Source organism: Rodentibacter sp. Ppn85 (assembly GCF_001999335.1).
Lineage (GTDB): Bacteria > Pseudomonadota > Gammaproteobacteria > Enterobacterales > Pasteurellaceae > Rodentibacter.
Genome location: NZ_MLHS01000002.1, coordinates 42,803 through 65,728, shown reverse-complemented (window position 1 = coordinate 65,728; position 22,926 = coordinate 42,803). Strand labels below are relative to the sequence as shown.

The following is a 22,926-nucleotide window of genomic DNA, read 5'->3' as shown; positions in this document are numbered from 1 at the left end:
GCAAGTTTAGGTAAAATAGCGAGGAAATTTTATCATTCTGGGGGATTAAATGAGCCTATTCGCCATTATTTACATGATTCTTGCCTATCTCTTAGGATCGATTTCCAGTGCAATCTTAATTTGTAAAGTAGCAGGCTTACCCGATCCTCGTCAATACGGCTCTCACAATCCAGGAGCAACGAATGTATTTCGTCTTGGCGGGCGTTGGACCGCACTTGCCGTACTCATTTTTGATATTTTAAAAGGTATGTTACCGGTTTGGGCTGGTTATTACCTAGGATTAACTCAATTTGAATTGGGTATGGTCGCTCTCGGGGGCTGTTTAGGACATATTTTTCCTATTTTTTTTAGATTTAAAGGTGGAAAAGGGGTCGCCACGGCATTTGGCGCAATTGCACCAATTGCATGGGCAGTAGCGGGATCGATTTTCGGTACTTGGTTTATCGTTTTCTTAATCAGTGGCTATTCTTCTTTAAGCGCAGTCGTTACCGCACTACTTGCACCTTTTTATGTCTGGTGGTTTAAACCTGAATTTACCTTCCCTGTAGCATTGGTAAGCTGTTTACTAATTTACCGCCATCATGATAACATTCAACGCTTATGGCGTGGGCAAGAAGACAAAATATGGTTAAAATTAAAGAAAAATTAAAATTAAAAAACCTACCATTTGGCAGGTTTTCTTTTTTCAAAAGTAGCTAAAAATTCACCGTACTTTTCAATTTTTTAAGAGCGTTAGCCTCAAGTTGACGAATACGTTCTGCGGACACATTATATTTTGCCGCTAAATCATGCAATGTTGCTTTATTATCATCTAACCAACGGGCTTTAATAATATCTTGACTACGTGCATCAAGGCTTTGCAATGCGTTACTTAACTGCTCAGTCGCTTGGCTTTCAAAATTTTCGTTCTCCAACTCCGCTGCGAAGTTAGAACTTTTATCCTCCAAATAAAGCGATGGTGAATAAGTTTCGCTTTCACTGTCATCAATTGGTAAATCAAAACCTACATCGGCACCGGTCATACGAGATTCCATTTCAATCACATCTTCTTTTGACACGCCTAATTCATTTGCCACAATATCTAATTCATTTTCATTGAACCAACCTAAACGCTGTTTTGTTTTACGTAGATTGAAAAATAATTTGCGTTGTGCTTTTGTGGTCGCAACTTTCACAATACGCCAATTGCGTAATACATATTCATGGATCTCAGCTTTAATCCAATGTACGGCAAAGGAAACTAAACGAACTCCTATTTCCGGATTAAAACGTTTTACTGCTTTCATTAAACCGATATTGCCTTCTTGAATAAGATCTGCCTGCGGTAAACCATAACCGGAGTAACCACGTGCAACGTGAATAACAAAACGAAGATGTGACAACACTAATTTCTTAGCCGCCTCAATATCACCGTTATAATATAAACGTTCCGCTAATTCTTTTTCTTCCTCTGCAGTCAACATTGGATATTCATTTGCCGCACGAATATAGCCTTCAATGCTACCTTGAGGAACTAACATCATTTGTGTTTCTTTATCCATCTTTTTCCTTCTTTTTGGACTTTGCCAATTAGTGATTTTCCTTATTGCACAATAAAGGGCTTTATTGAGCTAATTTACTTTCTAAGACAGGTTTTACCGATTAAAAGTTCAATATATTCAGCTATTTTTTAATACTTCAAGTTCTAAAATCAAACCTTCATTAAGTACCTTAAAAAGCAAATCAATATTGGGGTGTTTACCTGGATTTCTCTTGGCATCTTCCACATATTCCGCAAACCAATCTATGCCCTGTTGCGCCGAAGTGCGGTCTAATTTTCCATTAAATTTTTCCGCAAGAGCGTTGTAAAGGCGCAATGACCCTAGCTTTCCTGCTATGGCGGGAATATTATGAATGATCTCACCATCTTGCTTTACATTTAACCCGGTTAGGTGATCAATTATCGGAAACGTATCTAAAATCTCTTTAAAATTCATTCTATTTTCCTTTATTGATAGGAATCTTTATTCAATACGATAGCAAATTCTAGCACTTATACACGAAAAAATTAAGCAATCGCCTTTTCACTATCGATCTCCCCCTCCGCTCCGATAAAACGAACTTCCGGTTGGAGATAGACAGCAAATTTTTCCGCCACTGTTTGACGGATATAATGCGCAAGCTTCACTACATCTTGTCCTGTTGCGTTATTCTCATTAATCAGTACTAATGCCTGTTTTTTGTGCACTGAAGCACCACCAATTTTAAAGCCTTTAAGATTACATTGTTCAATTAACCAACCTGCTGCGAGCTTTACACGTCCATCAGGCTGTGGAAAGTGCGGTAGATTTTCGTTAAGTTTTTGCAATTCGGAAAACTGTTTGGCACTAATCACCGGGTTCTTAAAAAAACTCCCCGCATTGCCAAACACATCAGGATTCGGTAATTTACTTTGGCGAATATGGCAAACTTCATCAAATATTTGTTTCACCGTTACCCTTTCCCTATCGAAATTTACAAGCGTACCGTATTCCAATACGGGTTGCCAATTTTTTGACAGTTTTAACCCTATCGCAATAATTACATGATCATGCCGATAACGGTGCTTAAAAATACTTTCCCGATAACCAAAATCACATTCTTCCGTACTTAATCGAAATTGTTTGTCCGTTGCCAAATCGAGTACATCAACATAATGACAAACATCTTTAAATTCCACACCATAAGCGCCGATATTTTGAATCGGCGCTGATCCTGCACAGCCCGGAATCAGTGCAAGATTTTCTAACCCTCCAATGCCCCGTTCAAGACTGTATCTCACCAAATTATGCCAATTTTCCCCGGAATTGACGTGGAGATAGTGAAAACAATCATCTTGTTTATGGCTAATACCCAATAGTCGATTGATAATAACGATCCCATTAAAATCTTCGACAAAAAGCATGTTACTACCTTGCCCGAGAAACAGTACGGGAAGATTCTGAGCCTTTGCTCCAATCCAAGCCCCTTTCAATTGTTCAAGATTTTTTACTTCAGTAATCTCATTCGCATTGGCTGAAATATGAAAGGTATGAAAATATTGTAAACTTTTCATTATGTTTCCTTAAAATAGCTTCTGTGGTAACGTGATTTTAACTTGTGTACCGCCCTGTTCACGGCGATTAATGGTTAATTCTGCATTGAGCTGACCACAACGTTCCGCCATAATATTTAATCCGTAATGCCCTTCCGGTTCATCTAAACTTGGAATGCCAACGCCATCATCTTGAATAAGAATTTCATACTCTCCCTCTGGATTGATATGAGCAGTAATTTCAATTGTCGTTCCCAGTGAATGTTTGATCGCATTTAAAGTCGCTTCACGTACAACTTGTAGCAAATGGACGAGTTGCTGGGGATTCAAGCTTTGTGACGGGAGCTGGCTATTTACTCTCATTCGCATATTAGTTTGCGGACGCAAAGAATCAACAACTTGTTCCAATGCCTGCTGTAAATTAGCCTCCTGTACTGTTAGACGGAAGGTAGCCAACAACTCACGCAACTGCATATAACCGCTAGAAAGGGCTTGTTCAAAGTTATCAATAATGGCAAAACTTTTCTGTCGTGCCGCTTCATCATTCTTCCTTAAATTATGTTTCAACAAAGCAAGTTGGATCTGTAAAAAAGATAATACTTGAGCCAATGAATCATGTAACTCTCGCGCAATAATAGATCGTTCTTCCATTAATAAAAGTTGTTCTTGCTGACGTTGATTTTTGTGGAAATATAAGGCTCGTGCTAACATTTGCGCCAAATTTTGCATCATTCGAGGATCAGGGCAAGGTAATCCTGCTTGCCATGAAAGCACACCCAGCACCTCACTTTCCACTTTCAATTCTTGCGTTTCCAGACTCTGATACGTATTTTTCTCTCCTAATGCAATATCCCAATGCTCCGCCCCTAAAATATCCAATTCAATATAGCTCAAATGTTCACTCACAAAAATCTGGTGCAATATTTGGCTGAGAATTTTATCATCAATTGCATTCATAGTAAGTAACTGTGAGCTTTGGTAGAGGGTCGATAAAGAGCGGTTGGTTTGACGTAATTTTTGTGTTTTTTCATTCACTGCATCTTCAAGACGTGAATACAGTTTACCCAACTCTGTTGACATTTGCGTGAATACTCGCGCTAACGTACCAAGCTCATTATCATTTTTCGTATCAAGCGGAATATGTTTAAACTGGCGCATTTGCACTTGTATACTGGCCCGCGTGAGCAATTTTAACGGTTTCACCACTTCACGTTGCGTAAACCAAATGACATAAGAGACCATCCCCACAATGAGTAACATCGAAAAACACAGTACGGATAACGCCAAAAGCCATTTTTGCTCACTAAAACGTTGCAATTCAAACACAAAATAATCCACTTCACTCACATAATCCGTGAGATTTCGACTGTATTGTTGAATATCATTTTGTCGGGCAAAATTTTCCATTATCGCCCAACGTTGAAGGATGGTTTGGTACGATTGTTTTACTGCATCGGGAGTAAATAATTGATGCTGAATATCCATCAAACTTGGAGCATGGAGGCTTTTTTCATAAAACCCTAGATTTTTTTCAACAGTGTTCGGCTGCTTTTCCATCAAGTACAGCAAACGATAACTTTGCATACGAAGTGAACCGGAAACATTAATCGCTTCAGCATCGGATTTATTACTCGCCATAATCGCTAAACTCAGAGAACTAATAACCCCCGCAGCAATAATGATAAGAGAAAGATATTTTGCAATACGTAAAGAAACTGAACGAGTGAATTGCACTGGAATGCCTTTATAGAAAAATTCGTGCCATTTTAACATAAAAATACCCCAGCTTTTAAGTGAAAAGCCACTTTCATAGAAGGTAGTTTTTAGTTAGCTATAAAAAATAAGAAAAGACTATGCTTAAGGGATCTTTATAAGGCGCTAGAATCTTTGGGAAAATAATGTTTGAGAAGTTTATTAAACTATTCTAGGGTGGTGAACTAAGCAGAATTGGTCTTAACAGTAAGTGGCTTACTGTACGCATCCTTGCGGAATTTCTACCTAGCTCACCATGGAGGTGTTCTAGTCTGCAAGACATAAAACGATAAAAAGGTTTTTCAACCCTTTAAGCCACTTTTCAGGAGACCAATCCTGTATTCCTACACATTTGTAGGAATGTGGCGCATGATAGAGCCTTTTCCCTCCATTGTCAATTTAATGTGTATCTATTTGAATATTAAATATACAAAAAACTTTTTCATATATAAAAAAACCACTTTTCAGTGGTTTTTATCCATTATCTTACGCCATAAACAACAATAGTTTTACCATGGGCATAAATCAAATTTTGATCTTCTAGCATTTTAATGATACGCCCCACCGTTTCACGAGAACAACCGACCATTTGGCCTATTTCTTGGCGGGTAATTTTAATTTGCATACCATCCGGATGAGTCATTGCCTCAGGTTGTTTGGCAAGATTAATCAGCGTTTGTGCAATACGTCCGGCAACATCCAAAAATGCCAAATTACTTACTTGGCGAGAAGTATTCTGCACCCGACGTGCTAATTGCGCAGTTAAAAACATTAAAATCTCAGGATTAATTTGGATCAACTGACGATATTTTTTATAAGAAACTTCAGCAATTTCGCAAGGAGTTTTGGTTTTTACCCAAGCCGAACGTTTTGATCCCTCATCAAACAAACCTGCTTCACCAAAAAACTCACCTGCACCTAGATAAGTTAAAATCATCTCTTTGCCTTCATCATCTTTTGCTGAAACCATCACAGTACCTTTAATTACATAATAAAGCGTAGTTGCCTCTTCTCCGGCATAAATTAAAGTTGATTTCGCCGGGTATTTATGTAAATGGCAATGTGTCAAAAACCAATCTAAAGCAGGATCTCTTACAGAATGCTCAGCTTGCAATTGTTCCGCTTCAATATCAGCATCAATGTAATTTGACATATTGACTCCTTACCAATTTCTACTTCAAAAACTCCATTTTATCTTTTATATCAATGGATTCATGTAATTCTGACCAGATAACGACCGCACTTCCATTACGGATTTTTTCTAATAATTGTTCTTTTTTACGTGCAAATGGAATTTCTTCCGCTCCGTAATCGGTGCCCTCGCGTAATATGACACTTTCAACAATATTATCAAGGGTTTCGGATTCCAAGCTCTGCCATGGAATAATCATATATTTCCTTAAGAAAGTCAATTAGGCAAACAAAGGCTCAATAAAAAGCCATTGTTGTTCAAAAGATTGGTTTGATGTTACGCGGAAATTCGTTCGAACATAACGCATAAACTGCCCCTCGCATAAGGTCACTAAATGTGCGGCAATAATACGAATATCTACTGTAAATCCCTTTCCTTCCCGTAATTTGCGCATTTGTAGAATATTCACAAATTGCATTTCAAGGCGATCAAAAAACATTGCTACGCGCGCCTGTAATTCCGCATCTTCAAACATTAACGCATGCCCAGTTAAAATGCGTGTGAAACCGGGATTTTTACGGGCAAAATCCAAAATCATCTGTAAAATATCATGTACGCGATTCAGTGTATTGGTTTCATTACGCATAGAAGCATTGATTCGGCTCAATAAATTACTTTCAATATTTTCAATCAACGCTTCAAATATTTTTGTTTTACTAGGGAAATAACGATAGAGTGCCGCCTCCGACACACCAACTTCCTGTGCCAGACGAGCAGTGGTCATACGCTCCATTCCTCGTTCAGAATGTAACATATGGGTTAATACCGTTAATACTTGCTGACGGCGCTCTTTCACTGTACGTTTTTCAATTTTCGGTATTTTTACCTCCGGTGCAATTTCATCTACACCGGATAAAGATAACTGTTCTTCTATCATAGGTTACTGTTTGCCTGAATGTCCAAAACCGCCTTCACCACGCTCGGTTTGCTGAAAGTCCTGTACAAGATTAAATTCCGCCTGCACCACGGGAACAAATACTAACTGTGCAATACGATCGCCGATTTCAATTTTAAAAGGTTCAGAACCTCGATTCCACATGGAAACCATCAACGGACCTTGATAATCCGAATCAATCAATCCCACTAAATTTCCTAACACGATTCCATGTTTATGTCCTAAACCGGAACGTGGTAAAATAATCGCGGCTAGATTCGGATCTGCAATATAGACGGATAAGCCAGTCGGAATCAATCTTGTTTCATTCGGTTGAATTTCAAAACCTTCATCAATTAACGCCCGCAAATCCAGACCGGCAGAGCCTGCTGTGGCGTAAGTAGGTAAAGGAAATTCTTTTCCAATACGTTGATCTAAAATTTTTACATCAATTTTTTTCATTTTATACTCCGTTTGAAATTCTATTTCTTACATAAAGTGCGGTCAAAAATTATAATATTTTTTGATATTGTTTAACGATCTCATTAACTAAATCGGCTGCAAGTTCGGTTTTCGATTTAAAAGAAAGGGTTGTCCCCCCAGCTTTCCAAAAAAGTTGTAAAGCATTGTCATCCGCATTAAACACTTGCCCGTCCGATACATCATTCGCACAAATCATATCTAAATTTTTACGTTTTAGTTTCTCCTTCGCATAGTCAGCAAGATTTTGTGTTTCCGCTGCAAATCCCACAGTAAAAGGACGATTTTTCGTTAAATGCCCTACATCAGCAATAATATCCAGATTTTTAACTAACTTAAGCGACATTTCCTCAGCAGATTTTTTAATTTTTTGCTCGGCAATATCGGCAACACGATAATCAGCCACTGCCGCACAGCCAATAAAAATCTGATTTTTAACCGCATTTTCAAGGGCAACTTGCCACATTTCTTTTGCCGATATAACATCAATACGTGTCACATTATTCGGTGTCGGTAAACTTACAGGACCGGCAATTAATGTGACATTCGCGCCGCGTTTCGCAAAACTTTCTGCTATAGCAAAGCCCATTTTTCCGGAACTATGATTGGAAATATAACGCACCGGATCAATGGCTTCTCGAGTGGGGCCTGCGGTAATCACCACATTTAGCCCTTGTAAATCTTGGCTTTGCGTGAAAAAAACCGAAAGTGCCGTAAATATTTCCATCGGTTCCGACATCCGCCCTGCGCCCATATCACCACAAGCCTGAAAACCGCTATTTGGGCCTATCATCTGTACGCCTCTCGCTTGAAGTGCGGTCAAATTTTGTTGGGTGATTTGTTGGCGGAACATTTGTTGATTCATAGCCGGTGCAAGAAAAATCGGTGCATCGGTTGCCAAACAAATTGTAGAAAGCAAATCATTTGCCATCCCCACTGTAAAACGAGCAATAAAATCCGCACTAGCCGGCGCAACTACCACGACATCAGCCCATTTTGCAAGCTCAATATGCCCCATAGCAAGTTCCGCCTGCGGGTCAAGTAAAGATTGTGCGACGGCATTACCAGAAATAGCTTGTAAGGTCAGTGGTGTAACAAATTCCGCGGCAGCGGGTGTCAATACCACACGAACTTCAGCCTCAGCTTTACGTAATAAGCGAATAAATTCAATGGTTTTATAGGCTGCGACTCCTCCGGTTATTCCCACAACAATACGTTTTCCGCTTAGCTTCATTTCCTCTCCATTTAATTTGTTAGTGGTTAACCACAATTTGCGTATTTTACTTCAATTTAGTTGAATAAAAAATTTTATTTTCGCGATCCACTACGCAGTATTTACACGCCTAAATAGCCAAATCATACAAGAGCGGTCAAAATCTGAAAGATTTTTATTGATATAAGGTAAAACAATGGAAATTGACCAACTTATGCCGCGCGAAAAGTTATTAAAATATGGAGTCGCCGCTCTTTCAGACCAAGAACTCTTAGCAATTTTCTTACGTACCGGTATAAAAGGTTGCCCCGTTATGCAACTTTCAAAACAAGTCATTGAGCATTTTGGTTCGCTTCGCGCACTACTTTCTGCCGATCAAATTTCTTTTTGTGCAATGAAAGGTTTAGGTATTACGCAATTTATTCAACTTCAAGCTACTACCGAAATGACCAAACGTTACCTTAAACAAGAAATGTTTCATGCACAAATTTTTACCGACCCGGAAACAGTCAAACTCTATTTAAGAATTGAATTACAACACGAAGAACGTGAAATTTTTATGGCGTTATTTTTAGACAATCAACACAGACTCATAAAAAAAGAGCGGTTGTTTTTAGGCACAATTAATGTCGCAAACGTGTATCCGCGAGAAATAATCAAAGAGGCGCTTTATTGCAATGCTGCCGCGCTCATTTTAGTACATAACCATCCTTCGGGGGTAACAGAACCCAGTCATGCGGATCAACTCGTCACACAAAGAATTTGTGAGGCGGCAGAATTAATGGAAATTCGTGTTCTTGATCATTTCATTGTGGGAAAAGACGATTGTTATTCCTTTGCTGAACATAATTTTCTTTAATTCTCATAAAAACCACCGATTTTTTCTCCGGTCCCTTAGGAAAATCGTATTTATGCTTGAGAAATAGAAATAAAGTCAGTATAATCTGCCACCTTTAATATAGTAAGCGGGTCGGATTTGCGCGACCTGACGAGGCAGCAAATCTGGTCAAGCCAGATTTAGAGCAATCCGAACCGTAAGCTCGAGCTTATATTTAATTATTGGAGATTATTATGTCTAGAGTTTGTCAAGTAACAGGCAAGCGTCCGGCTGTGGGTAATAACCGCTCACATGCAATGAATGCGACACGTCGTCGTTTTCTTCCAAACCTTCACACTCACCGTTTTTGGGTTGAAAGTGAAAACCGTTTCGTAACTTTGCGCTTAACAGCAAAAGGTATGCGTATTATTGATAAAAAAGGCATTGATGCAGTGTTAGCTGAAATCCGTGCTCGTGGCGAAAAAATCTAATAAAAGGAGCTAAGACATGGCAGCGAAAGGCGCTCGTGAGAAAATCCGTTTAGTTTCTACTGCAGAGACCGGGCACTTCTACACAACCGATAAAAACAAACGTAACATGCCTGAAAAAATGGAAATCAAAAAATTTGATCCGGTAGTACGTAAACACGTTATCTATAAAGAAGCAAAAATCAAATAATTTTGCCGATTTGAAAAAACCCGACATCGCTCGGGTTTTTTTGTACAAAAAATTCATTAGAGAGCTCAATTATGCCGGAATTACCTGAAGTTGAAACTGCCCTACGGGGTATAAGCCCCTATTTAACAGGTTTTACTATTGAAAAAATAACCGTTCGCCAACCCAAATTACGTTGGGCAGTTTCACCTGAATTAATAGAACTAACCAATGTGAAAATTCTAGAACTCTCACGTCGAGCAAAGTATCTTATTATCCATACAGAACAAGGCTACATCATCGGGCATTTAGGTATGTCCGGTTCAGTTCGAATTGTGCCACACGACAGCCCCATTGATAAACACGATCACGTGGATATTATCATGAATAACGGGAAATTATTACGCTATAACGATCCCCGCCGTTTTGGCGCATGGCTGTGGACTGAAAATCTTGACGAATTTCATCTTTTCTTGAAACTCGGGCCTGAACCGCTCTCCGATGAGTTTAACGCCGAATACCTCTTCAAAAAATCTCGTAAAAAACTGACCGCACTTAAAACCTTCTTAATGGATAATGCCGTCGTTGTCGGTGTCGGCAATATTTATGCCAATGAAAGTTTATTTTTATGCGGATTACATCCACAAAAAGTGACTGCAAATCTCACCCGAAAACAATGCATATTATTAGTGAACACAATCAAATCCGTGTTAACAAAATCAATACAACAGGGTGGAACAACACTCAAAGATTTTTTACAACCGGATGGCCGCCCCGGCTACTTCGCCCAAGAATTATTAGTATATGGTAACAAAGACAAACCTTGTCCAAAGTGCGGTACAAAAATTGAAAGTTTAATTATTGGGCAACGCAATAGTTATATTTGTCCACACTGCCAGAAGAAAAAATAAACTCTTATTACTATTTCAAAGCCCGATTTAAAGCGGGCTTTAAATTTAAAGTTTTTCGTAAAAATCCGCCACTGTAAGATTAAAACCGGATCACAAAAGTTCCTTTGTATTTATACTGCTGCTTCATTGCAAAAAGTAAGGAATCTTATGAAGGCTGTCGTCTATGGAAAACTCAATCTTTTTGTCTGTGAAAGAATAATTTTATTTAATAATCAACGCATTTTTCAAAAGAAATTATTAAATAATAAAACAGGGCTCACATTAATAGTTTTTGTGTAGTGAATATTACAAAAAAATAAAAGAATCATTTAGATAAGCAGACTATTTATATTATTTATAATCAAATAGATCTCCGTTTTCTCTGTCTCTAAGTCCTCATCTTAACCACATTAAACCATTACTCATTTAGAGGTATTTTTTATTGTTACTTTGATCTAAAACAGTTTTTCCTCAAATCGTTCTAGAAAATCATCGAACTTTTGTTATTGTTACAATTGCATGAACCCTGTTTTTTTAAGTTATTTCAACAGCTTATCAATAATGGTTCGCATTTAATGCTATTTTACTTTCCTTATTTTTTATGGAGTGATTATTATGAAAGCATTGAGAAAAAGCCTAATCTTGGCAATTTCTTTCGCAACTTTAGGTACCTACAATTCAGCAATGGCAGAAATGGTCTATAAACCTGTTGAACAACCGGTTGAAGCTCCAAATCCCAACTTAAAAATTGAAGCTGTGAATGAAAAATTCGCAGAAAAATATCCAAAACAATTCCAATCTTGGAAAGCGACAGAGAAAGGCGACAAATTAATTTATGCCGTTGAAGAAGATCCGCGTTTGATCGTTCTTTGGGGCGGATATGCTTTCGCTAAAGAATATAACGCACCACGCGGTCACGCTTACGCAGTTCAAGATGTACGTAATATTTTGCGTACCGGTGCGCCAAAAACTGCCAATGACGGTCCTCAGCCTATGGCATGTTGGACATGTAAAGGCCCTGATGTTCCTCGTTTAATTGCTGAATGGGGCGAAGAAGGTTACTTTAATGCGAAATGGGCAAAAGGCGGACCTGAAGTAGTGAACTCAATAGGTTGTGCAGATTGTCACGATACAACCTCTAAAGATTTTGCAGAAGGAAAACCGGCATTGCGTATTGCACGCCCACATGTTTTACGTGCTTTCGATCACCTCAACAATGCTTTACAGGCCAAGGCAAAAGCGGAAGGAAAAGAGCAAGCGAACCTTAGTTTCAACACCGCAGCACGCACAGAACAACGTGCGGAAATATGTGCAAACTGCCATGTTGAGTACTACTTTGCAGGCGATATAAAACAAGTGACCTTCCCTTGGAATAACGGTCAAACAGTCGATGACATTGAAAAATACTACGATGATATTGGTTTCAGCGATTGGACACACTCTCTTTCCAAAGCACCAATGTTGAAAGCACAGCATCCGGACTTTGAAATTTGGTCTTTAGGGATGCACGGTAAAAACGGTGTGACCTGTGTCGACTGCCATATGCCAAAAGTACAAGATAAAGACGGTAAAGTTTACACCGATCACCAAATTCAAAATCCATTCGATGCCTTTAACTCAACTTGTGCAAACTGTCACGATCAAAGCAAAGAAAAACTTCAAGATATCGTGGCTTCACGTAAAAAAGAAGTCAAAGACATTATGGGACGCTTAGAAGATCAAGTGGTTAAAGCACACTTTGAAGCGAAAGCTGCTTGGGATGCCGGTGCGACCAAAGAAGAAATGGAACCTGCATTAATGGATATCCGTCACGCACAATGGCGTTGGGACTACTCGGCAGCAAGCCACGGTGGTCATATGCACGCGCCGGATGTAATGCTTAGCGTACTAGGTTCCGGTTTAGATAAAGCTGCTGACGCACGTACTAAACTTGCCGTTATCTTAACCAAACACGGCGTAAAAACACCGATTGAAATCCCTGATATTTCTACAGCGGAAAAAGCTTGGAAAGTGATGGGTATTGATATTGAAAAAGAACGTCAAGCAAAAGAAGAATTCTTAAAAACAGTTGTGCCTCAATGGGAAAAAGAAGCAAAAGCCAACGGCAAATTAGCTGAAGATACCATAACAAAACAGTAAGAAAAGTTACCGCACTTTTGTGCTAAAAGTGCGGTCGTTTTCCATAATAAATTTGAGGTTCCAAAATGAATTTAACTTCTTTTATTCGCAATATGGCAAAAGCCGCAGTATTTCTTGTGTTTGCTGCAGCAACACCAGTGATTACCCATGCACAAGCGGATTCCGCACTAAATTATGAACCGCAATTAGACAACCAACGTGATCCAAATCAATATTGTGCGAAATGTCATAAATTTGACAAAGTAGACAAAAATCAAACATTGGATCAATCAGGGGGTGAACTACACTTTGGGAAATTCCATGGTGCGCACTTAAACCAAAAAAATCCAAACAACGGTAAACCGATCACCTGCGTAAGCTGTCACGGTAATATCACTGAAAATCACCGCCGTGGTGCAAAAGATGTAATGCGTTTCGAAGGCGATATTTTTGGTCAGAAAAAACCGATGTATTCCGTGCAAGAACAAAATCAAATCTGTTTTGCCTGCCACCAACCTGATAAATTACGTGAAAAACTTTGGGCTCACGACGTTCACGCGATGAAATTACCTTGTGCCAGCTGCCACACACTTCATCCTAAAGATGATGCCATGAAAGGTATTGAACCAAAACAGCGTGTAAAGCTTTGTGTTGACTGTCATAGTGAACAACAAAAACGCCAAGCCGAACAAGAAAAATCAACCGAACAAAAGGATAAACAATGACAACTTGCTCACGCCGAAACTTTGTTTCCGGCATGGGGGCTGTGATCCTTATGACGGGAACATCCTTAACTTCTTTAGCAAAAGAAGGGAAGGCGGATAAAACTAAACGTTACGCAATGGTGCATGATGAAACAGCTTGCATTGGCTGTACGGCCTGTATGGATGCTTGCCGTGATGTCAACCAGGTGCCACAAGGCGTATCTCGTTTGGAAATTTTGCGCAGCAAACCTTATGGCGAATTTCCAAACCAGAAATATGAGTTTTTCCGTCAATCTTGCCAACACTGCACAAATGCGCCCTGCGTGGCGGTTTGTCCAACCGGGGCGTCGTTCGTTGATAAAGAAACCGGTATTGTAGATGTGCATAAAGATTTATGTGTAGGCTGCCAATATTGTATTGCAGTTTGTCCGTATCGCGTGCGTTTCATTCATCCGGAACATTTAACCGCAGATAAATGTAACTTCTGTCGTGACACTAATTTAGCCAATGGTAAACAACCTGCCTGTGTAGAAGCTTGTCCGACAAAAGCATTAACCTTTGGCGATATGAACGATCCGACCAGCGAAGTCGCGCGTAAGGTGAAAGAAAAACCGGTTTATCGCACAAAAGTGGAATTAGGTACACAACCAAATCTTTACCATATTCCATTCCAACATGGGGAGCCTAGAAGATGACGTTAGATTATCCAGTTCCGTTCCACACACCAAATTTAGTGTGGGATTCGACCATTGCGATCTATTTGTTTTTACTCGGGATCTCATCTGGCGCAGTGCAATTAGCCGTTGCATTTAAACGTAGTAATAAATTGGAAAATCCAAGCCAAAACTGGATTGTTCGTGCCGGTGTGATTTTAGGTTCGGTACCAACATTAATCGGCTTAACACTGTTAATTTTCCACTTGGCACGTCCTTGGACATTCTGGAAATTGATGTTCAACTATCAGTTTGATTCTGTCATGTCTATGGGGGTTATGCTCTTCCAAATTTATATGCTGTTCTTGGTATTATGGGGAGTGGCGATATTCAAAAATGAAATTGAAGCACTCATCCATCGCTTTATGCCAAAACTAAAATTTGTGATGAAACTAATTAACTTTGCAGAACGTTTAACCAATCCGGTGGAAGTGCTTTTATTCATATTGGCTGCAGTATTAGGCGCTTATACCGGTTTCTTACTTTCCGCCCTAATTAGTTATCCAATGCTGAATAACCCCGTTTTACCAACATTATTCCTCGCATCGGGAACCTCATCCGGTATTGCGGCAACATTTTTAATTATCCTAATTGCCGGTAAATTGAAAGGTGATTCTCACGAATCTCACTTTATCCATAAATTTGAAGTACCTATCATGGTCACCGAACTTGGTTTATTAGTATGTTTCTTTGTGGGATTACATTTTGGTGGTGGGCAAAAAACAGTTGCACTTCACAATGCTCTTTCCGGATTTTGGGGAATGATATTCTGGATTGGTGTATTCTTTATCGGAATTTTCATACCGTTAATTGCAAATATGGTTGCTCCCGAGCGACTCAAATATAACCGTAACTTTATCATTCTAGTATCGGTTTTTGACTTAATCGGTGTACTCTGTCTGCGATACTTTATTTTGTATGCGGGACAGTTAACAGTTGCTTAGGTAATAGTTGTTTTATAGAGAAAGGCGTATTAATATGCGCCTTTCTTTTTTGAAACCCTATTTTAATCATTTAAAAATAAATTTTATTATGCTCCCAGAACTTGGTTTCCTTTCTCTTTTAGTTGCCACTATCAGTGCTTTGTTCCTTGCATTGCTGCCACAAATCGGCTTACTCAAAAAAAATTCAACGTTAATTAATTCCGCTTGGTGGTTAAGCTATATTTTTACCCTATCAACGCTCATCTCCATTATCATTCTCGCCTATTCTTTTGCCGTGGACGATTTCACGCTTGAATATGTGGCAGCGCACTCCAATTCCCAGCTACCGACATTCTTCAAAGTTGCCGCCACGTGGGGAGGACACGAAGGATCCATGCTGTTCTGGTTATTTTCATTAAGTTTATGGCTTGCCGCTTTTGCTATTTTCAACCGAAAAAATGACCGCACTTTTTCCACGCAAACGCTCTCCTTACTCGGTTTAATTTGCTTAGGATTTGCCGTTTTTATTCTATTTTATTCTAATCCCTTTGGGCGTATTTTTCCCGCACCAATGGAAGGGCGGGATCTCAATCCAATGCTTCAAGATGTGGGATTAATTTTTCACCCGCCATTGCTGTATATTGGTTATGTGGGCTTTGCAGTGAATTTTGCAATGACGCTATCCGCGCTGATTTATAACCTGCCTGTCAAACAAATTGCCTATAAAATGCGTGGCTGGATATTGTTTTCTTGGTTATTTCTCACACTTGGTATTGTATTGGGTGCTTGGTGGGCATATTACGAGCTGGGTTGGGGAGGATGGTGGTTTTGGGATCCGGTGGAAAATGCCTCACTTATGCCATGGTTAGTAGGGCTTGGCTTGCTGCATAGTTTAATCATCACCGAAAAACAAGGCGCGTTTAATTACTGGACAACCCTGTTTTCCCTTCTTGCTTTCGCCTTCAGCATACTGGGAACATTTATTGTACGCTCCGGTGCACTCACTTCAGTTCATGCCTTTGCCTTGGATAACACCCGTGGTTATATACTGTTATTGATTTTCTTTTTACTCACGCTATTTGCTTTTGGATTATTTGCCTTCCGTGCAAGCAACAATACGCAAAGTGCGGTCAAATTCCGGCTAATTTCTAAAACCGGTGGTATTTTATTATTCAATATTCTATTAACGATAGCGATTGTTTCCACCTTTTTAGGCACATTCTATCCTATGCTGTTTCAAGCCATGAATTGGGGATCTATTTCTGTCGGCAGCCCCTATTTCAACAGCATTTTCTTACCAATTTTAATGGGGATGCTCATTGCCATGGTCGTTTCCCTCGCATTACGCCAATCAAAATTTGATCGTGCTTTTTTCGCACGTTGTTTATTACTGCTCATCCCCTCTTTCGGACTATCCGCCTTAATAATTTGGCAGCAAATTCACAATAATGATACGCTCACTTTTCACAGCTTTGCTTTCTTATTATTAAGTCTTGCTATCTGGCTTTTCTTTGCTACCTTATGGCAAAATTGGCGTAAAGTTCGTTTAACTCAGCTAGGTATGATTGTTGCCCATTGCGGTGTCGCCATTGCAACGATGGGGGCGGTAACAAGCAGTTATTTCGGTAGTGAAATTGGTGTTCGTCTTGCACCGCAACAAAGCCAAAAACTAGGAGAATATGAATTTTATTACCGTCAATTTTCGAATGAAATCGGCCCGAATTTCACCGCCGAAGTCGCTGTTTTCGATGTTACCGAAAACGGTAAAGTTTATGCAACAATTGTTCCCGAACGCCGTTATTACGATGTTCGCACCATGACCATGAGTGAAGTCGGTTTAAACGGCAATTTTTGGGGTGATTTATATATCGTCATGGGCGACGCTCTCGGCAAAGGCGAATTTACCTTCCGCCTACATCACAAACCGCTTATTCGTTGGCTTTGGGCCGGGGGAATTTTAATGGCATTGGGCGCATTTTTTAGTACGCTGACTTCGTGTCGAAAACGGGAAAAATAATGAAGAAAAAACTGCTCTTTTTTACACCGCTCTTGCTGCTTTTAGCGGTATGTATTTTATTAATTGCCGGACTAAATCAAGATCCGAAAAAAATCGCCTCTGCGCTAATTGATAAACCCGTACCGGAATTTTATCAGGTAGATTTACTTGATCCCTCGCAAAGAATCAGCCCCAAAAATTTTCCGAAGCAACCGTTTTTATTGAATGTTTGGGGCAGTTGGTGCGGCTATTGCAAAGAAGAACATCCGCTATTAATGAATATAGCCAAAACCATACCAATCATCGGCATTAATTATCGAGACAACCCACAAAATGGGCGTGAAATGCTCAAAAGAATGGGAAATCCCTTTCTTCTCACGATTGATGACAGCCACGGCGAGCTTGCTCTAAAACTAGGCGTGGACGGCGCACCGGAAACTTATTTGGTGGATATGCATGGCGTGATTCGTTATCGCCATTCAGGATTACTTGAACCTGAAACCTGGGAAAACATTTTTGTACCGAAAATTCAAGAATTAATGAAAAAATGAGAAATTTTTTAACCGCACTTTTATTGCTATTCAGCTTGTTTGCCCAAGCTGAAATTGTGGATACCTATCAATTCAAAAACCAGGCGGATCGCAGCCGAGCCGTGCAACTGGCGAAATCTTTACGTTGCCCGCAATGCCAAAATCAAAACTTGGTAGAATCCAATTCACCCATAGCTTATGACTTGCGGATTGAAGTCTATAATATGGTGAATGAAGGCAAAACAAATCAGCAAATTATCGACACAATGACGGCAAGATTCGGTGATTTTGTTAATTACAAACCGCCTTTCCAATGGAATACAGCATTATTATGGCTATTACCGATAGGATTACTTATTTTAGCCGTCGGGTTGATTTGGTATTCCCGACAAAGAACTTCTCGGCTTGAGCATAATACTTCCCTTTCGGCATTCAACAACCTTGAGCAATTCGAGCAAAATACGCATTCTCCGCAAAAGAGCAATGGCAAAATCACGCTTTGTATTTTTGCTTTACTCATAGCCATTCCAGTTAGCTATTATTTATCCCTTGATCGTTTTTCACGCTTACAAGAAGGCGAACAGGCGATGATTTCCCAACATAACAAGCAAATTGAAATGGCGGACTTTCACAAAAAAGAAGATGTGATTAGTAAAATCCAAGATAAATTACGTGCAAATCCGAATAACGACGAGGCATGGCTTCAACTCGGCGAAGCTTATGTACAAAATAATGAGTTTGGCCATGCCCTAATTGCCTATGCAAATGCCGAAAAATTATCGGGCAGCAAACCTAATATTTTAGGCTTAAAAGCTACCGCACTTTATTATCAAGCAGGTCAGCGGCTTACGCCCGAAATTCAGCAACTTTTAACACAAGCCCTGGAACAGGATAAAAAAGAAATTTCGAGTATTTCTTTGCTGGCTACGATTGAACTTGAACAAGGTAATTATTCACAAGCAAAAAATTATTTACAACAATTATTAGATACCGGTAATGCAGCTGTTGATCGCCGCATGGTGATTCAACGAATGAAGATGTTAGAATTTTTAGACCGAGGACAAGCACAGTGAACCATTATTCCGAAACCCTTATTATCGGTGCCGGTGCTTCCGGCTTATTTTGTGCGGCACAATTAGGAAAATTAGGCAAAGAAGTGGTTGTGCTGGATAATGGTAAAAAAATCGGAAGAAAAATCTTAATGTCCGGCGGTGGGTTCTGTAATTTCACAAATCTTGAAGTTACAGCCGCACACTATCTTTCACAGAATCCGCATTTTGTAAAATCCGCTCTTGCCCGCTATACCAACTGGGATTTTATTACTTTAGTGGCAGAATACGGCATTGCTTATCATGAAAAAGAGCTTGGACAGCTTTTTTGTGATGAAGGAGCGGAAAATATTGTAGAAATGTTGGCAAGCGAATGTAAGAAATATCAAGTAAAGATACACTTACGCAATGAAATATCACAGGTCGAACGGGTTGAAAATGATGAGAAAGTGCGGTTCATTTTGCAGACAAATTCAGCTCAATGGCAATGTAGAAATTTGGTTATCGCAACCGGTGGACTTTCAATGCCCGGACTTGGAGCAACGCCTTTGGGTTACCGGATTGCCGAACAATTTGATATTCCGGTAGTTTCTCCACGAGCCGGCCTTGTGCCTTTCACTTATCGGGAAACAGATCGATTTTTGACCGCACTTTCAGGCATTAGTCTACCAGTCACTATCACAGCAACATGCGGAAAGTCTTTTCACAATCAGTTACTTTTCACTCATCGTGGTATTTCCGGCCCTGCCGTATTACAAATTTCTAATTATTGGCAGTCTAACGAAAGTGTGGAAATTGATTTATTACCGGCACACAATTTGCAAGAAGAGATCTGTCAAACTAAGCAACAATCGCCAAAACTCATGCTAAAAACCGTGCTGACGCGATTACTGCCGAAAAAATTAGTCGAGCTTTGGCTCGAACAAGGGTTTATTCAAGATGAAGCGATCGCTAACCTCAACAAAGAGCGGTTAAAAAATCTGCTGGATTTAGTTCATCATTGGCAATTTGTACCAAATGGAACGGAAGGTTATCGTACGGCGGAAGTCACCATGGGTGGGGTGGACACTCATCATATTTCTTCCAAAACTATGGAAAGTCAGCAAATAAAAGGACTATATTTTATCGGTGAAGTATTGGATGTTGTCGGTTGTCTTGGCGGTTATAATTTCCAATGGGCATGGAGCTCCGCTTATGCTTGTGCCTTAGGAATTGGAAGTGAGGATTAATCCTTTTTAAGTGCGGTTATTTTTTACTTCATTTTCAAGCAAAAAGCCAAGGATTCACCTTGGCTTTCTACATGATAAAACTTGCGGAAAACGAACCGCACTTTTATTCGTCCATATAGCCTAAGCTACGTAATGCACGTTCATCATCCGCCCAACCGGACTTCACTTTTACCCAAAGCTCGAGATGGACTTTGTTATCAAACAAACGTTCCATATCCGCACGGGCCTCCATACCAATGGTTTTAATTTTTTTCCCTTGTGCGCCAATCACCATTTTCTTTTGCCCTTCACGTTCAACCAAAATCAATCCGTTGATTTCATAAGTGCCACGTTCATTGAGTTTAAATTGTTCAATTTCAACGGTGACCGAATAAGGCAGTTCTTCGCCGGTAAAACGCATTAATTTTTCACGGATAATTTCCGATGCCATAAAACGTTGCGAGCGATCCGTTACATAATCTTCAGGAAAATGATGCATACCTTCACGTAAGGAGGTTCGTACAATTTTTTCAAGTTCATCAACATTATTACCACGTTGTGCAGAAATCGGTACGATATGAGCAAAATCAAATTTACTGCTTAATTCAGTGATAAACGGCAATAAATCATCTTTATTTTTGATGTTATCCACCTTGTTAATCGCCAATACCACCGGTGCCTTCGCGTTGCGAAGTTTGTTTAACACCATTTCATCATCGGCATTCCAATGAGTGCCGTCCACCACAAAAATGATAAGATCCACATCACCGATAGCACTACTTGCCGCTCGGTTCATTAAACGATTGATAGCACGTTTTTCTTCAATGTGAAGCCCCGGGGTATCCACATAAATCTCTTGGTATTCCCCTTCGGTTTTTATCCCCACAATGCGATGACGGGTAGTTTGTGCTTTGCGTGATGTAATAGAAATTTTTTGCCCTAAAATTTTATTTAAGAGCGTTGATTTACCCACATTCGGGCGCCCTACAATGGCAATAAAGCCGCAATAGGTTTTGTCAAATTGTTCGGTCATTTTATATCCAATTCTTTTAAAACTTGTTCGGCGGCCGCTTGCTCCGCTTTACGACGGCTCGAACCTTTCGCCACAAAAATTTTATTCACATTTTTCACTTTACATTCAACGGTGAAAGTCTGGCAATGGGGGTCACCTTGAATATTAATGACTTTATAACTTGGTAATGCCAGCCCTTTACCTTGCAAATATTCCTGTAGGCGGGTTTTCGCGTCTTTTTGATTATCACCCGGTTTGATTTCTGCCAATAGGGATTGATACCAAGTTCGAATCACTTGCGTCGTGAGAATAATACCTTGATCCAATGACATTGCTCCAATAATGGCTTCCATACAGTCCGCAAGAGTGGATTCACGGCGAAAACCGCCGCTCTTTAACTCACCGGAACCAAGCGACATATATTCCCCCAGTTCAAACTGGCGCGCTAACATTGCCAGCGTTTTTTCCCTTACTAAGGTCGCACGCATACGACTCAATTCACCTTCGTTACAACGAGGAAATTGATGATACAAGGCTTCTGCAATAGTAAAATTGAGAATAGAATCACCCAAAAACTCTAGGCGTTCATTGTGTTTTGTCGCAGCACTTCGATGTGTTAGTGCCAATTTTAAGAGCGATATATCGTTAAATTGGTAGCCGATTTCTCGCTCTAATCTATCTAAATGATTCATCTTATTTAATTGCTGTAAAGAAACGTTCAAAACGCAAACCTGTCGGCCATTCGTTTGGTTCTTTTTCCAGGCTCATCCAAATATAAGTAGCTTTACCGACAATATTTTTTTCCGGAACAAATCCCCAAAAACGGCTGTCATCACTGTGATCGCGATGATCACCCATGACAAAATATTGTCCTTCCGGTACAACCCATTCTGCGGTCGGGTTACCCTCTTGGGTAAAAAATTCCGGACCGGCATAACGGCGATAGGGACTGATCAACACGTTATGTACCGCATCACCTTTTTCTGTCAACTCCAATTCATTTGGAAATGCCGGATTAGTTGGATTTTGACTATATTCAAACGCTTTACTTTCACAATTTACTTCGCAAGGTTTACCTTCTTTACCATACACAATCTTCAATGTTTTTTGATCCATATCGAAAATCACGCGGTCTCCGCCTTGCCCTACAATACGTTTAATATAATCCACGCCGGACATATTATTTTTTGAGGTTAATGCCAAATTTTCCGCATAAGCCGCACGGGTTGCGCCCAATCCGGTATGGAGTAAAGCTTGTTCCGGCGCTTTAAATACGATGACATCACCGCGTTGCGGTTTTTCACCGGCAATAATCGTATTTTGAAAAATAGGGTCTTTGACGCCATAAGCATATTTATTTACCACCAGAAAATCGCCTACACGCAATGTCGACTCCATTGAACCGGAAGGGATTTGGAAGGGTTCAAATAAAAACGAACGTATAAAGAAAACCACAGCAAGTACAGGGAACAATGAAGACAAAAACTCCGAACCTTCTGAAATAGGCTCGATTTTTGCTTTTTCCTCATCAGTTAATGCCTGACCGGAACGCTGCTCTGCACGTGCAATTTTACGCCGGCGTTTCGGCGCAACAACAAAACGATGATAACACCATAATACGCCTGAAACCGTTGTCAAAATCAACAATAAAATGCTGAAGGTATTCGGTAACTGAAGATAATCCAAGCCTTTCCAAATACCAAAACCAACTACCAGTAAAATGATGAAAAATAAATTCGACATAGCTTT

25 protein-coding genes are annotated in these 22,926 nt (G+C 39.9%); 13 read left to right on the top strand and 12 right to left on the bottom strand.

What is annotated here, in order from left to right; translation table 11 throughout:
- The first annotated feature begins 49 nt into the window (after window positions 1-49).
- Entirely contained in the window at window positions 50-649 is a 600-nt protein-coding gene (gene plsY / locus BKL51_RS00410; RefSeq protein WP_077464795.1) for a glycerol-3-phosphate 1-O-acyltransferase PlsY, read from the top strand.
- 46 nt (window positions 650-695) lie between these two features.
- On the opposite strand, the gene rpoH is transcribed toward plsY, so the two are convergent.
- The 9 genes from rpoH to coaBC form a co-directional block, all read right to left on the bottom strand.
- Window positions 696-1,541 (bottom strand): RNA polymerase sigma factor RpoH, encoded by an 846-nt coding sequence (gene rpoH, locus BKL51_RS00405; protein WP_077464794.1) that lies wholly within the window; start codon window positions 1,539-1,541, stop codon window positions 696-698.
- A gap of 117 nt (window positions 1,542-1,658) precedes the next feature.
- A complete protein-coding gene (locus BKL51_RS00400) occupies window positions 1,659-1,976 on the bottom strand; it encodes a DUF2322 family protein (protein WP_077464793.1) in 318 nt (105 codons plus the stop codon).
- A 71-nt stretch (window positions 1,977-2,047) separates the two neighbouring features.
- The gene (murB, locus tag BKL51_RS00395; protein ID WP_077464792.1) at window positions 2,048-3,073 is read right to left on the bottom strand and encodes a UDP-N-acetylmuramate dehydrogenase; all 1,026 of its coding nucleotides are present in this window, start codon (window positions 3,071-3,073) and stop codon (window positions 2,048-2,050) included.
- 9 nt (window positions 3,074-3,082) lie between these two features.
- Window positions 3,083-4,825, bottom strand: a complete 1,743-nt coding sequence (narQ, locus tag BKL51_RS00390; RefSeq protein WP_077464791.1) for a nitrate/nitrite two-component system sensor histidine kinase NarQ — start codon at window positions 4,823-4,825, stop codon at window positions 3,083-3,085.
- 460 nt (window positions 4,826-5,285) lie between these two features.
- Complete coding sequence (gene crp, locus BKL51_RS00385; protein WP_077464790.1) at window positions 5,286-5,957, bottom strand: cAMP-activated global transcriptional regulator CRP; 672 nt, start codon at window positions 5,955-5,957, stop codon at window positions 5,286-5,288.
- A 19-nt stretch (window positions 5,958-5,976) separates the two neighbouring features.
- The gene (locus tag BKL51_RS00380) at window positions 5,977-6,195 is read right to left on the bottom strand and encodes a YheU family protein (protein WP_077464789.1); all 219 of its coding nucleotides are present in this window, start codon (window positions 6,193-6,195) and stop codon (window positions 5,977-5,979) included.
- Between the two features lie 21 nt (window positions 6,196-6,216).
- Complete coding sequence (slmA, locus tag BKL51_RS00375; RefSeq protein ID WP_077464788.1) at window positions 6,217-6,873, bottom strand: nucleoid occlusion factor SlmA; 657 nt, start codon at window positions 6,871-6,873, stop codon at window positions 6,217-6,219.
- Window positions 6,874-6,876: 3 nt separating this feature from the next.
- Window positions 6,877-7,332, bottom strand: a complete 456-nt coding sequence (gene dut / locus BKL51_RS00370; protein WP_077464787.1) for a dUTP diphosphatase — start codon at window positions 7,330-7,332, stop codon at window positions 6,877-6,879.
- A 49-nt stretch (window positions 7,333-7,381) separates the two neighbouring features.
- Window positions 7,382-8,584: a bifunctional phosphopantothenoylcysteine decarboxylase/phosphopantothenate--cysteine ligase CoaBC gene (coaBC, locus tag BKL51_RS00365; protein ID WP_077464786.1), complete on the bottom strand. Its 1,203-nt coding sequence runs from the start codon at window positions 8,582-8,584 to the stop codon at window positions 7,382-7,384.
- A 175-nt stretch (window positions 8,585-8,759) separates the two neighbouring features.
- Here coaBC and radC point away from each other — a divergent pair, with 175 nt between their 5' ends.
- The 12 genes from radC to BKL51_RS00305 all read left to right on the top strand — a co-directional run bounded on the left by radC (window position 8,760) and on the right by BKL51_RS00305 (window position 20,186).
- Window positions 8,760-9,422, top strand: coding sequence for a DNA repair protein RadC (radC, locus tag BKL51_RS00360; RefSeq protein ID WP_077464785.1), 663 nt, complete (start codon window positions 8,760-8,762; stop codon window positions 9,420-9,422).
- Window positions 9,423-9,634: 212 nt separating this feature from the next.
- The gene (gene rpmB, locus BKL51_RS00355) at window positions 9,635-9,871 is read left to right on the top strand and encodes a 50S ribosomal protein L28 (RefSeq protein ID WP_005542826.1); all 237 of its coding nucleotides are present in this window, start codon (window positions 9,635-9,637) and stop codon (window positions 9,869-9,871) included.
- A 16-nt stretch (window positions 9,872-9,887) separates the two neighbouring features.
- Entirely contained in the window at window positions 9,888-10,058 is a 171-nt protein-coding gene (gene rpmG / locus BKL51_RS00350; RefSeq protein ID WP_005613503.1) for a 50S ribosomal protein L33, read from the top strand.
- A gap of 71 nt (window positions 10,059-10,129) precedes the next feature.
- Window positions 10,130-10,945 carry a DNA-formamidopyrimidine glycosylase gene (gene mutM / locus BKL51_RS00345; protein ID WP_077464784.1) on the top strand — a complete coding sequence of 272 codons (816 nt, stop codon included), beginning with the start codon at window positions 10,130-10,132 and terminating at the stop codon, window positions 10,943-10,945.
- Between the two features lie 594 nt (window positions 10,946-11,539).
- Window positions 11,540-13,063, top strand: a complete 1,524-nt coding sequence (nrfA, locus tag BKL51_RS00340; protein WP_077464783.1) for an ammonia-forming nitrite reductase cytochrome c552 subunit — start codon at window positions 11,540-11,542, stop codon at window positions 13,061-13,063.
- A 65-nt stretch (window positions 13,064-13,128) separates the two neighbouring features.
- Window positions 13,129-13,767 (top strand): cytochrome c nitrite reductase pentaheme subunit, encoded by a 639-nt coding sequence (gene nrfB / locus BKL51_RS00335; protein WP_077464782.1) that lies wholly within the window; start codon window positions 13,129-13,131, stop codon window positions 13,765-13,767.
- Entirely contained in the window at window positions 13,764-14,441 is a 678-nt protein-coding gene (nrfC, locus tag BKL51_RS00330) for a cytochrome c nitrite reductase Fe-S protein (protein WP_077464781.1), read from the top strand. The genes nrfB and nrfC overlap by 4 nt, the downstream gene beginning before the upstream one ends.
- Window positions 14,438-15,403, top strand: coding sequence for a cytochrome c nitrite reductase subunit NrfD (nrfD, locus tag BKL51_RS00325; RefSeq protein WP_077464780.1), 966 nt, complete (start codon window positions 14,438-14,440; stop codon window positions 15,401-15,403). Before nrfC ends, nrfD begins: the two co-directional genes overlap by 4 nt.
- 88 nt (window positions 15,404-15,491) lie before the next feature.
- Window positions 15,492-17,399, top strand: a complete 1,908-nt coding sequence (gene nrfE, locus BKL51_RS00320) for a heme lyase NrfEFG subunit NrfE (protein ID WP_077464823.1) — start codon at window positions 15,492-15,494, stop codon at window positions 17,397-17,399.
- Window positions 17,399-17,929: a DsbE family thiol:disulfide interchange protein gene (locus BKL51_RS00315; protein WP_077464779.1), complete on the top strand. Its 531-nt coding sequence runs from the start codon at window positions 17,399-17,401 to the stop codon at window positions 17,927-17,929. The genes nrfE and BKL51_RS00315 overlap by 1 nt, the downstream gene beginning before the upstream one ends.
- Window positions 17,926-18,981, top strand: a complete 1,056-nt coding sequence (gene nrfF, locus BKL51_RS00310) for a heme lyase NrfEFG subunit NrfF (RefSeq protein WP_077464778.1) — start codon at window positions 17,926-17,928, stop codon at window positions 18,979-18,981. The genes BKL51_RS00315 and nrfF overlap by 4 nt, the downstream gene beginning before the upstream one ends.
- Window positions 18,978-20,186: an NAD(P)/FAD-dependent oxidoreductase gene (locus tag BKL51_RS00305; protein ID WP_077464777.1), complete on the top strand. Its 1,209-nt coding sequence runs from the start codon at window positions 18,978-18,980 to the stop codon at window positions 20,184-20,186. The genes nrfF and BKL51_RS00305 overlap by 4 nt, the downstream gene beginning before the upstream one ends.
- A gap of 103 nt (window positions 20,187-20,289) precedes the next feature.
- Here BKL51_RS00305 and era read toward each other — a convergent pair whose 3' ends face one another.
- Genes era through lepB form a run of 3 tightly spaced genes read right to left on the bottom strand, consistent with a single transcriptional unit; the run spans window position 20,290 to window position 22,920 of the window.
- Window positions 20,290-21,198, bottom strand: coding sequence for a GTPase Era (gene era, locus BKL51_RS00300; protein ID WP_077464776.1), 909 nt, complete (start codon window positions 21,196-21,198; stop codon window positions 20,290-20,292).
- Window positions 21,195-21,869: a ribonuclease III gene (rnc, locus tag BKL51_RS00295; RefSeq protein WP_077464822.1), complete on the bottom strand. Its 675-nt coding sequence runs from the start codon at window positions 21,867-21,869 to the stop codon at window positions 21,195-21,197. Before rnc ends, era begins: the two co-directional genes overlap by 4 nt.
- Window position 21,870: 1 nt before the next feature.
- Window positions 21,871-22,920, bottom strand: coding sequence for a signal peptidase I (lepB, locus tag BKL51_RS00290; RefSeq protein ID WP_077464775.1), 1,050 nt, complete (start codon window positions 22,918-22,920; stop codon window positions 21,871-21,873).
- Window positions 22,921-22,926: the final 6 nt, after the last annotated feature.

Excerpts from the sequence above, each read along its gene's own strand:
- rpoH (WP_077464794.1), bottom strand. The coding sequence starts at position 1,541 with ATGGATAAAGAAACACAAATGATGTTAGTTCCTCAAGGTAGCATTGAA.
- nrfB (WP_077464782.1), top strand. The coding sequence starts at position 13,129 with ATGAATTTAACTTCTTTTATTCGCAATATGGCAAAAGCCGCAGTATTT.
- lepB (WP_077464775.1), bottom strand. The coding sequence starts at position 22,920 with ATGTCGAATTTATTTTTCATCATTTTACTGGTAGTTGGTTTTGGTATT.
- dut (WP_077464787.1), bottom strand. The coding sequence starts at position 7,332 with ATGAAAAAAATTGATGTAAAAATTTTAGATCAACGTATTGGAAAAGAA.
- nrfA (WP_077464783.1), top strand. The coding sequence starts at position 11,540 with ATGAAAGCATTGAGAAAAAGCCTAATCTTGGCAATTTCTTTCGCAACT.
- nrfC (WP_077464781.1), top strand. The coding sequence starts at position 13,764 with ATGACAACTTGCTCACGCCGAAACTTTGTTTCCGGCATGGGGGCTGTG.
- era (WP_077464776.1), bottom strand. The coding sequence starts at position 21,198 with ATGACCGAACAATTTGACAAAACCTATTGCGGCTTTATTGCCATTGTA.
- mutM (WP_077464784.1), top strand. The coding sequence starts at position 10,130 with ATGCCGGAATTACCTGAAGTTGAAACTGCCCTACGGGGTATAAGCCCC.
- nrfE (WP_077464823.1), top strand. The coding sequence starts at position 15,492 with ATGCTCCCAGAACTTGGTTTCCTTTCTCTTTTAGTTGCCACTATCAGT.
- rpmG (WP_005613503.1), top strand. The coding sequence starts at position 9,888 with ATGGCAGCGAAAGGCGCTCGTGAGAAAATCCGTTTAGTTTCTACTGCA.
- BKL51_RS00315 (WP_077464779.1), top strand. The coding sequence starts at position 17,399 with ATGAAGAAAAAACTGCTCTTTTTTACACCGCTCTTGCTGCTTTTAGCG.
- nrfD (WP_077464780.1), top strand. The coding sequence starts at position 14,438 with ATGACGTTAGATTATCCAGTTCCGTTCCACACACCAAATTTAGTGTGG.
- rpmB (WP_005542826.1), top strand. The coding sequence starts at position 9,635 with ATGTCTAGAGTTTGTCAAGTAACAGGCAAGCGTCCGGCTGTGGGTAAT.
- narQ (WP_077464791.1), bottom strand. The coding sequence starts at position 4,825 with ATGTTAAAATGGCACGAATTTTTCTATAAAGGCATTCCAGTGCAATTC.
- slmA (WP_077464788.1), bottom strand. The coding sequence starts at position 6,873 with ATGATAGAAGAACAGTTATCTTTATCCGGTGTAGATGAAATTGCACCG.
- radC (WP_077464785.1), top strand. The coding sequence starts at position 8,760 with ATGGAAATTGACCAACTTATGCCGCGCGAAAAGTTATTAAAATATGGA.
- BKL51_RS00380 (WP_077464789.1), bottom strand. The coding sequence starts at position 6,195 with ATGATTATTCCATGGCAGAGCTTGGAATCCGAAACCCTTGATAATATT.
- BKL51_RS00400 (WP_077464793.1), bottom strand. The coding sequence starts at position 1,976 with ATGAATTTTAAAGAGATTTTAGATACGTTTCCGATAATTGATCACCTA.
- coaBC (WP_077464786.1), bottom strand. The coding sequence starts at position 8,584 with ATGAAGCTAAGCGGAAAACGTATTGTTGTGGGAATAACCGGAGGAGTC.
- rnc (WP_077464822.1), bottom strand. The coding sequence starts at position 21,869 with ATGAATCATTTAGATAGATTAGAGCGAGAAATCGGCTACCAATTTAAC.
- nrfF (WP_077464778.1), top strand. The coding sequence starts at position 17,926 with ATGAGAAATTTTTTAACCGCACTTTTATTGCTATTCAGCTTGTTTGCC.
- murB (WP_077464792.1), bottom strand. The coding sequence starts at position 3,073 with ATGAAAAGTTTACAATATTTTCATACCTTTCATATTTCAGCCAATGCG.
- plsY (WP_077464795.1), top strand. The coding sequence starts at position 50 with ATGAGCCTATTCGCCATTATTTACATGATTCTTGCCTATCTCTTAGGA.
- crp (WP_077464790.1), bottom strand. The coding sequence starts at position 5,957 with ATGTCAAATTACATTGATGCTGATATTGAAGCGGAACAATTGCAAGCT.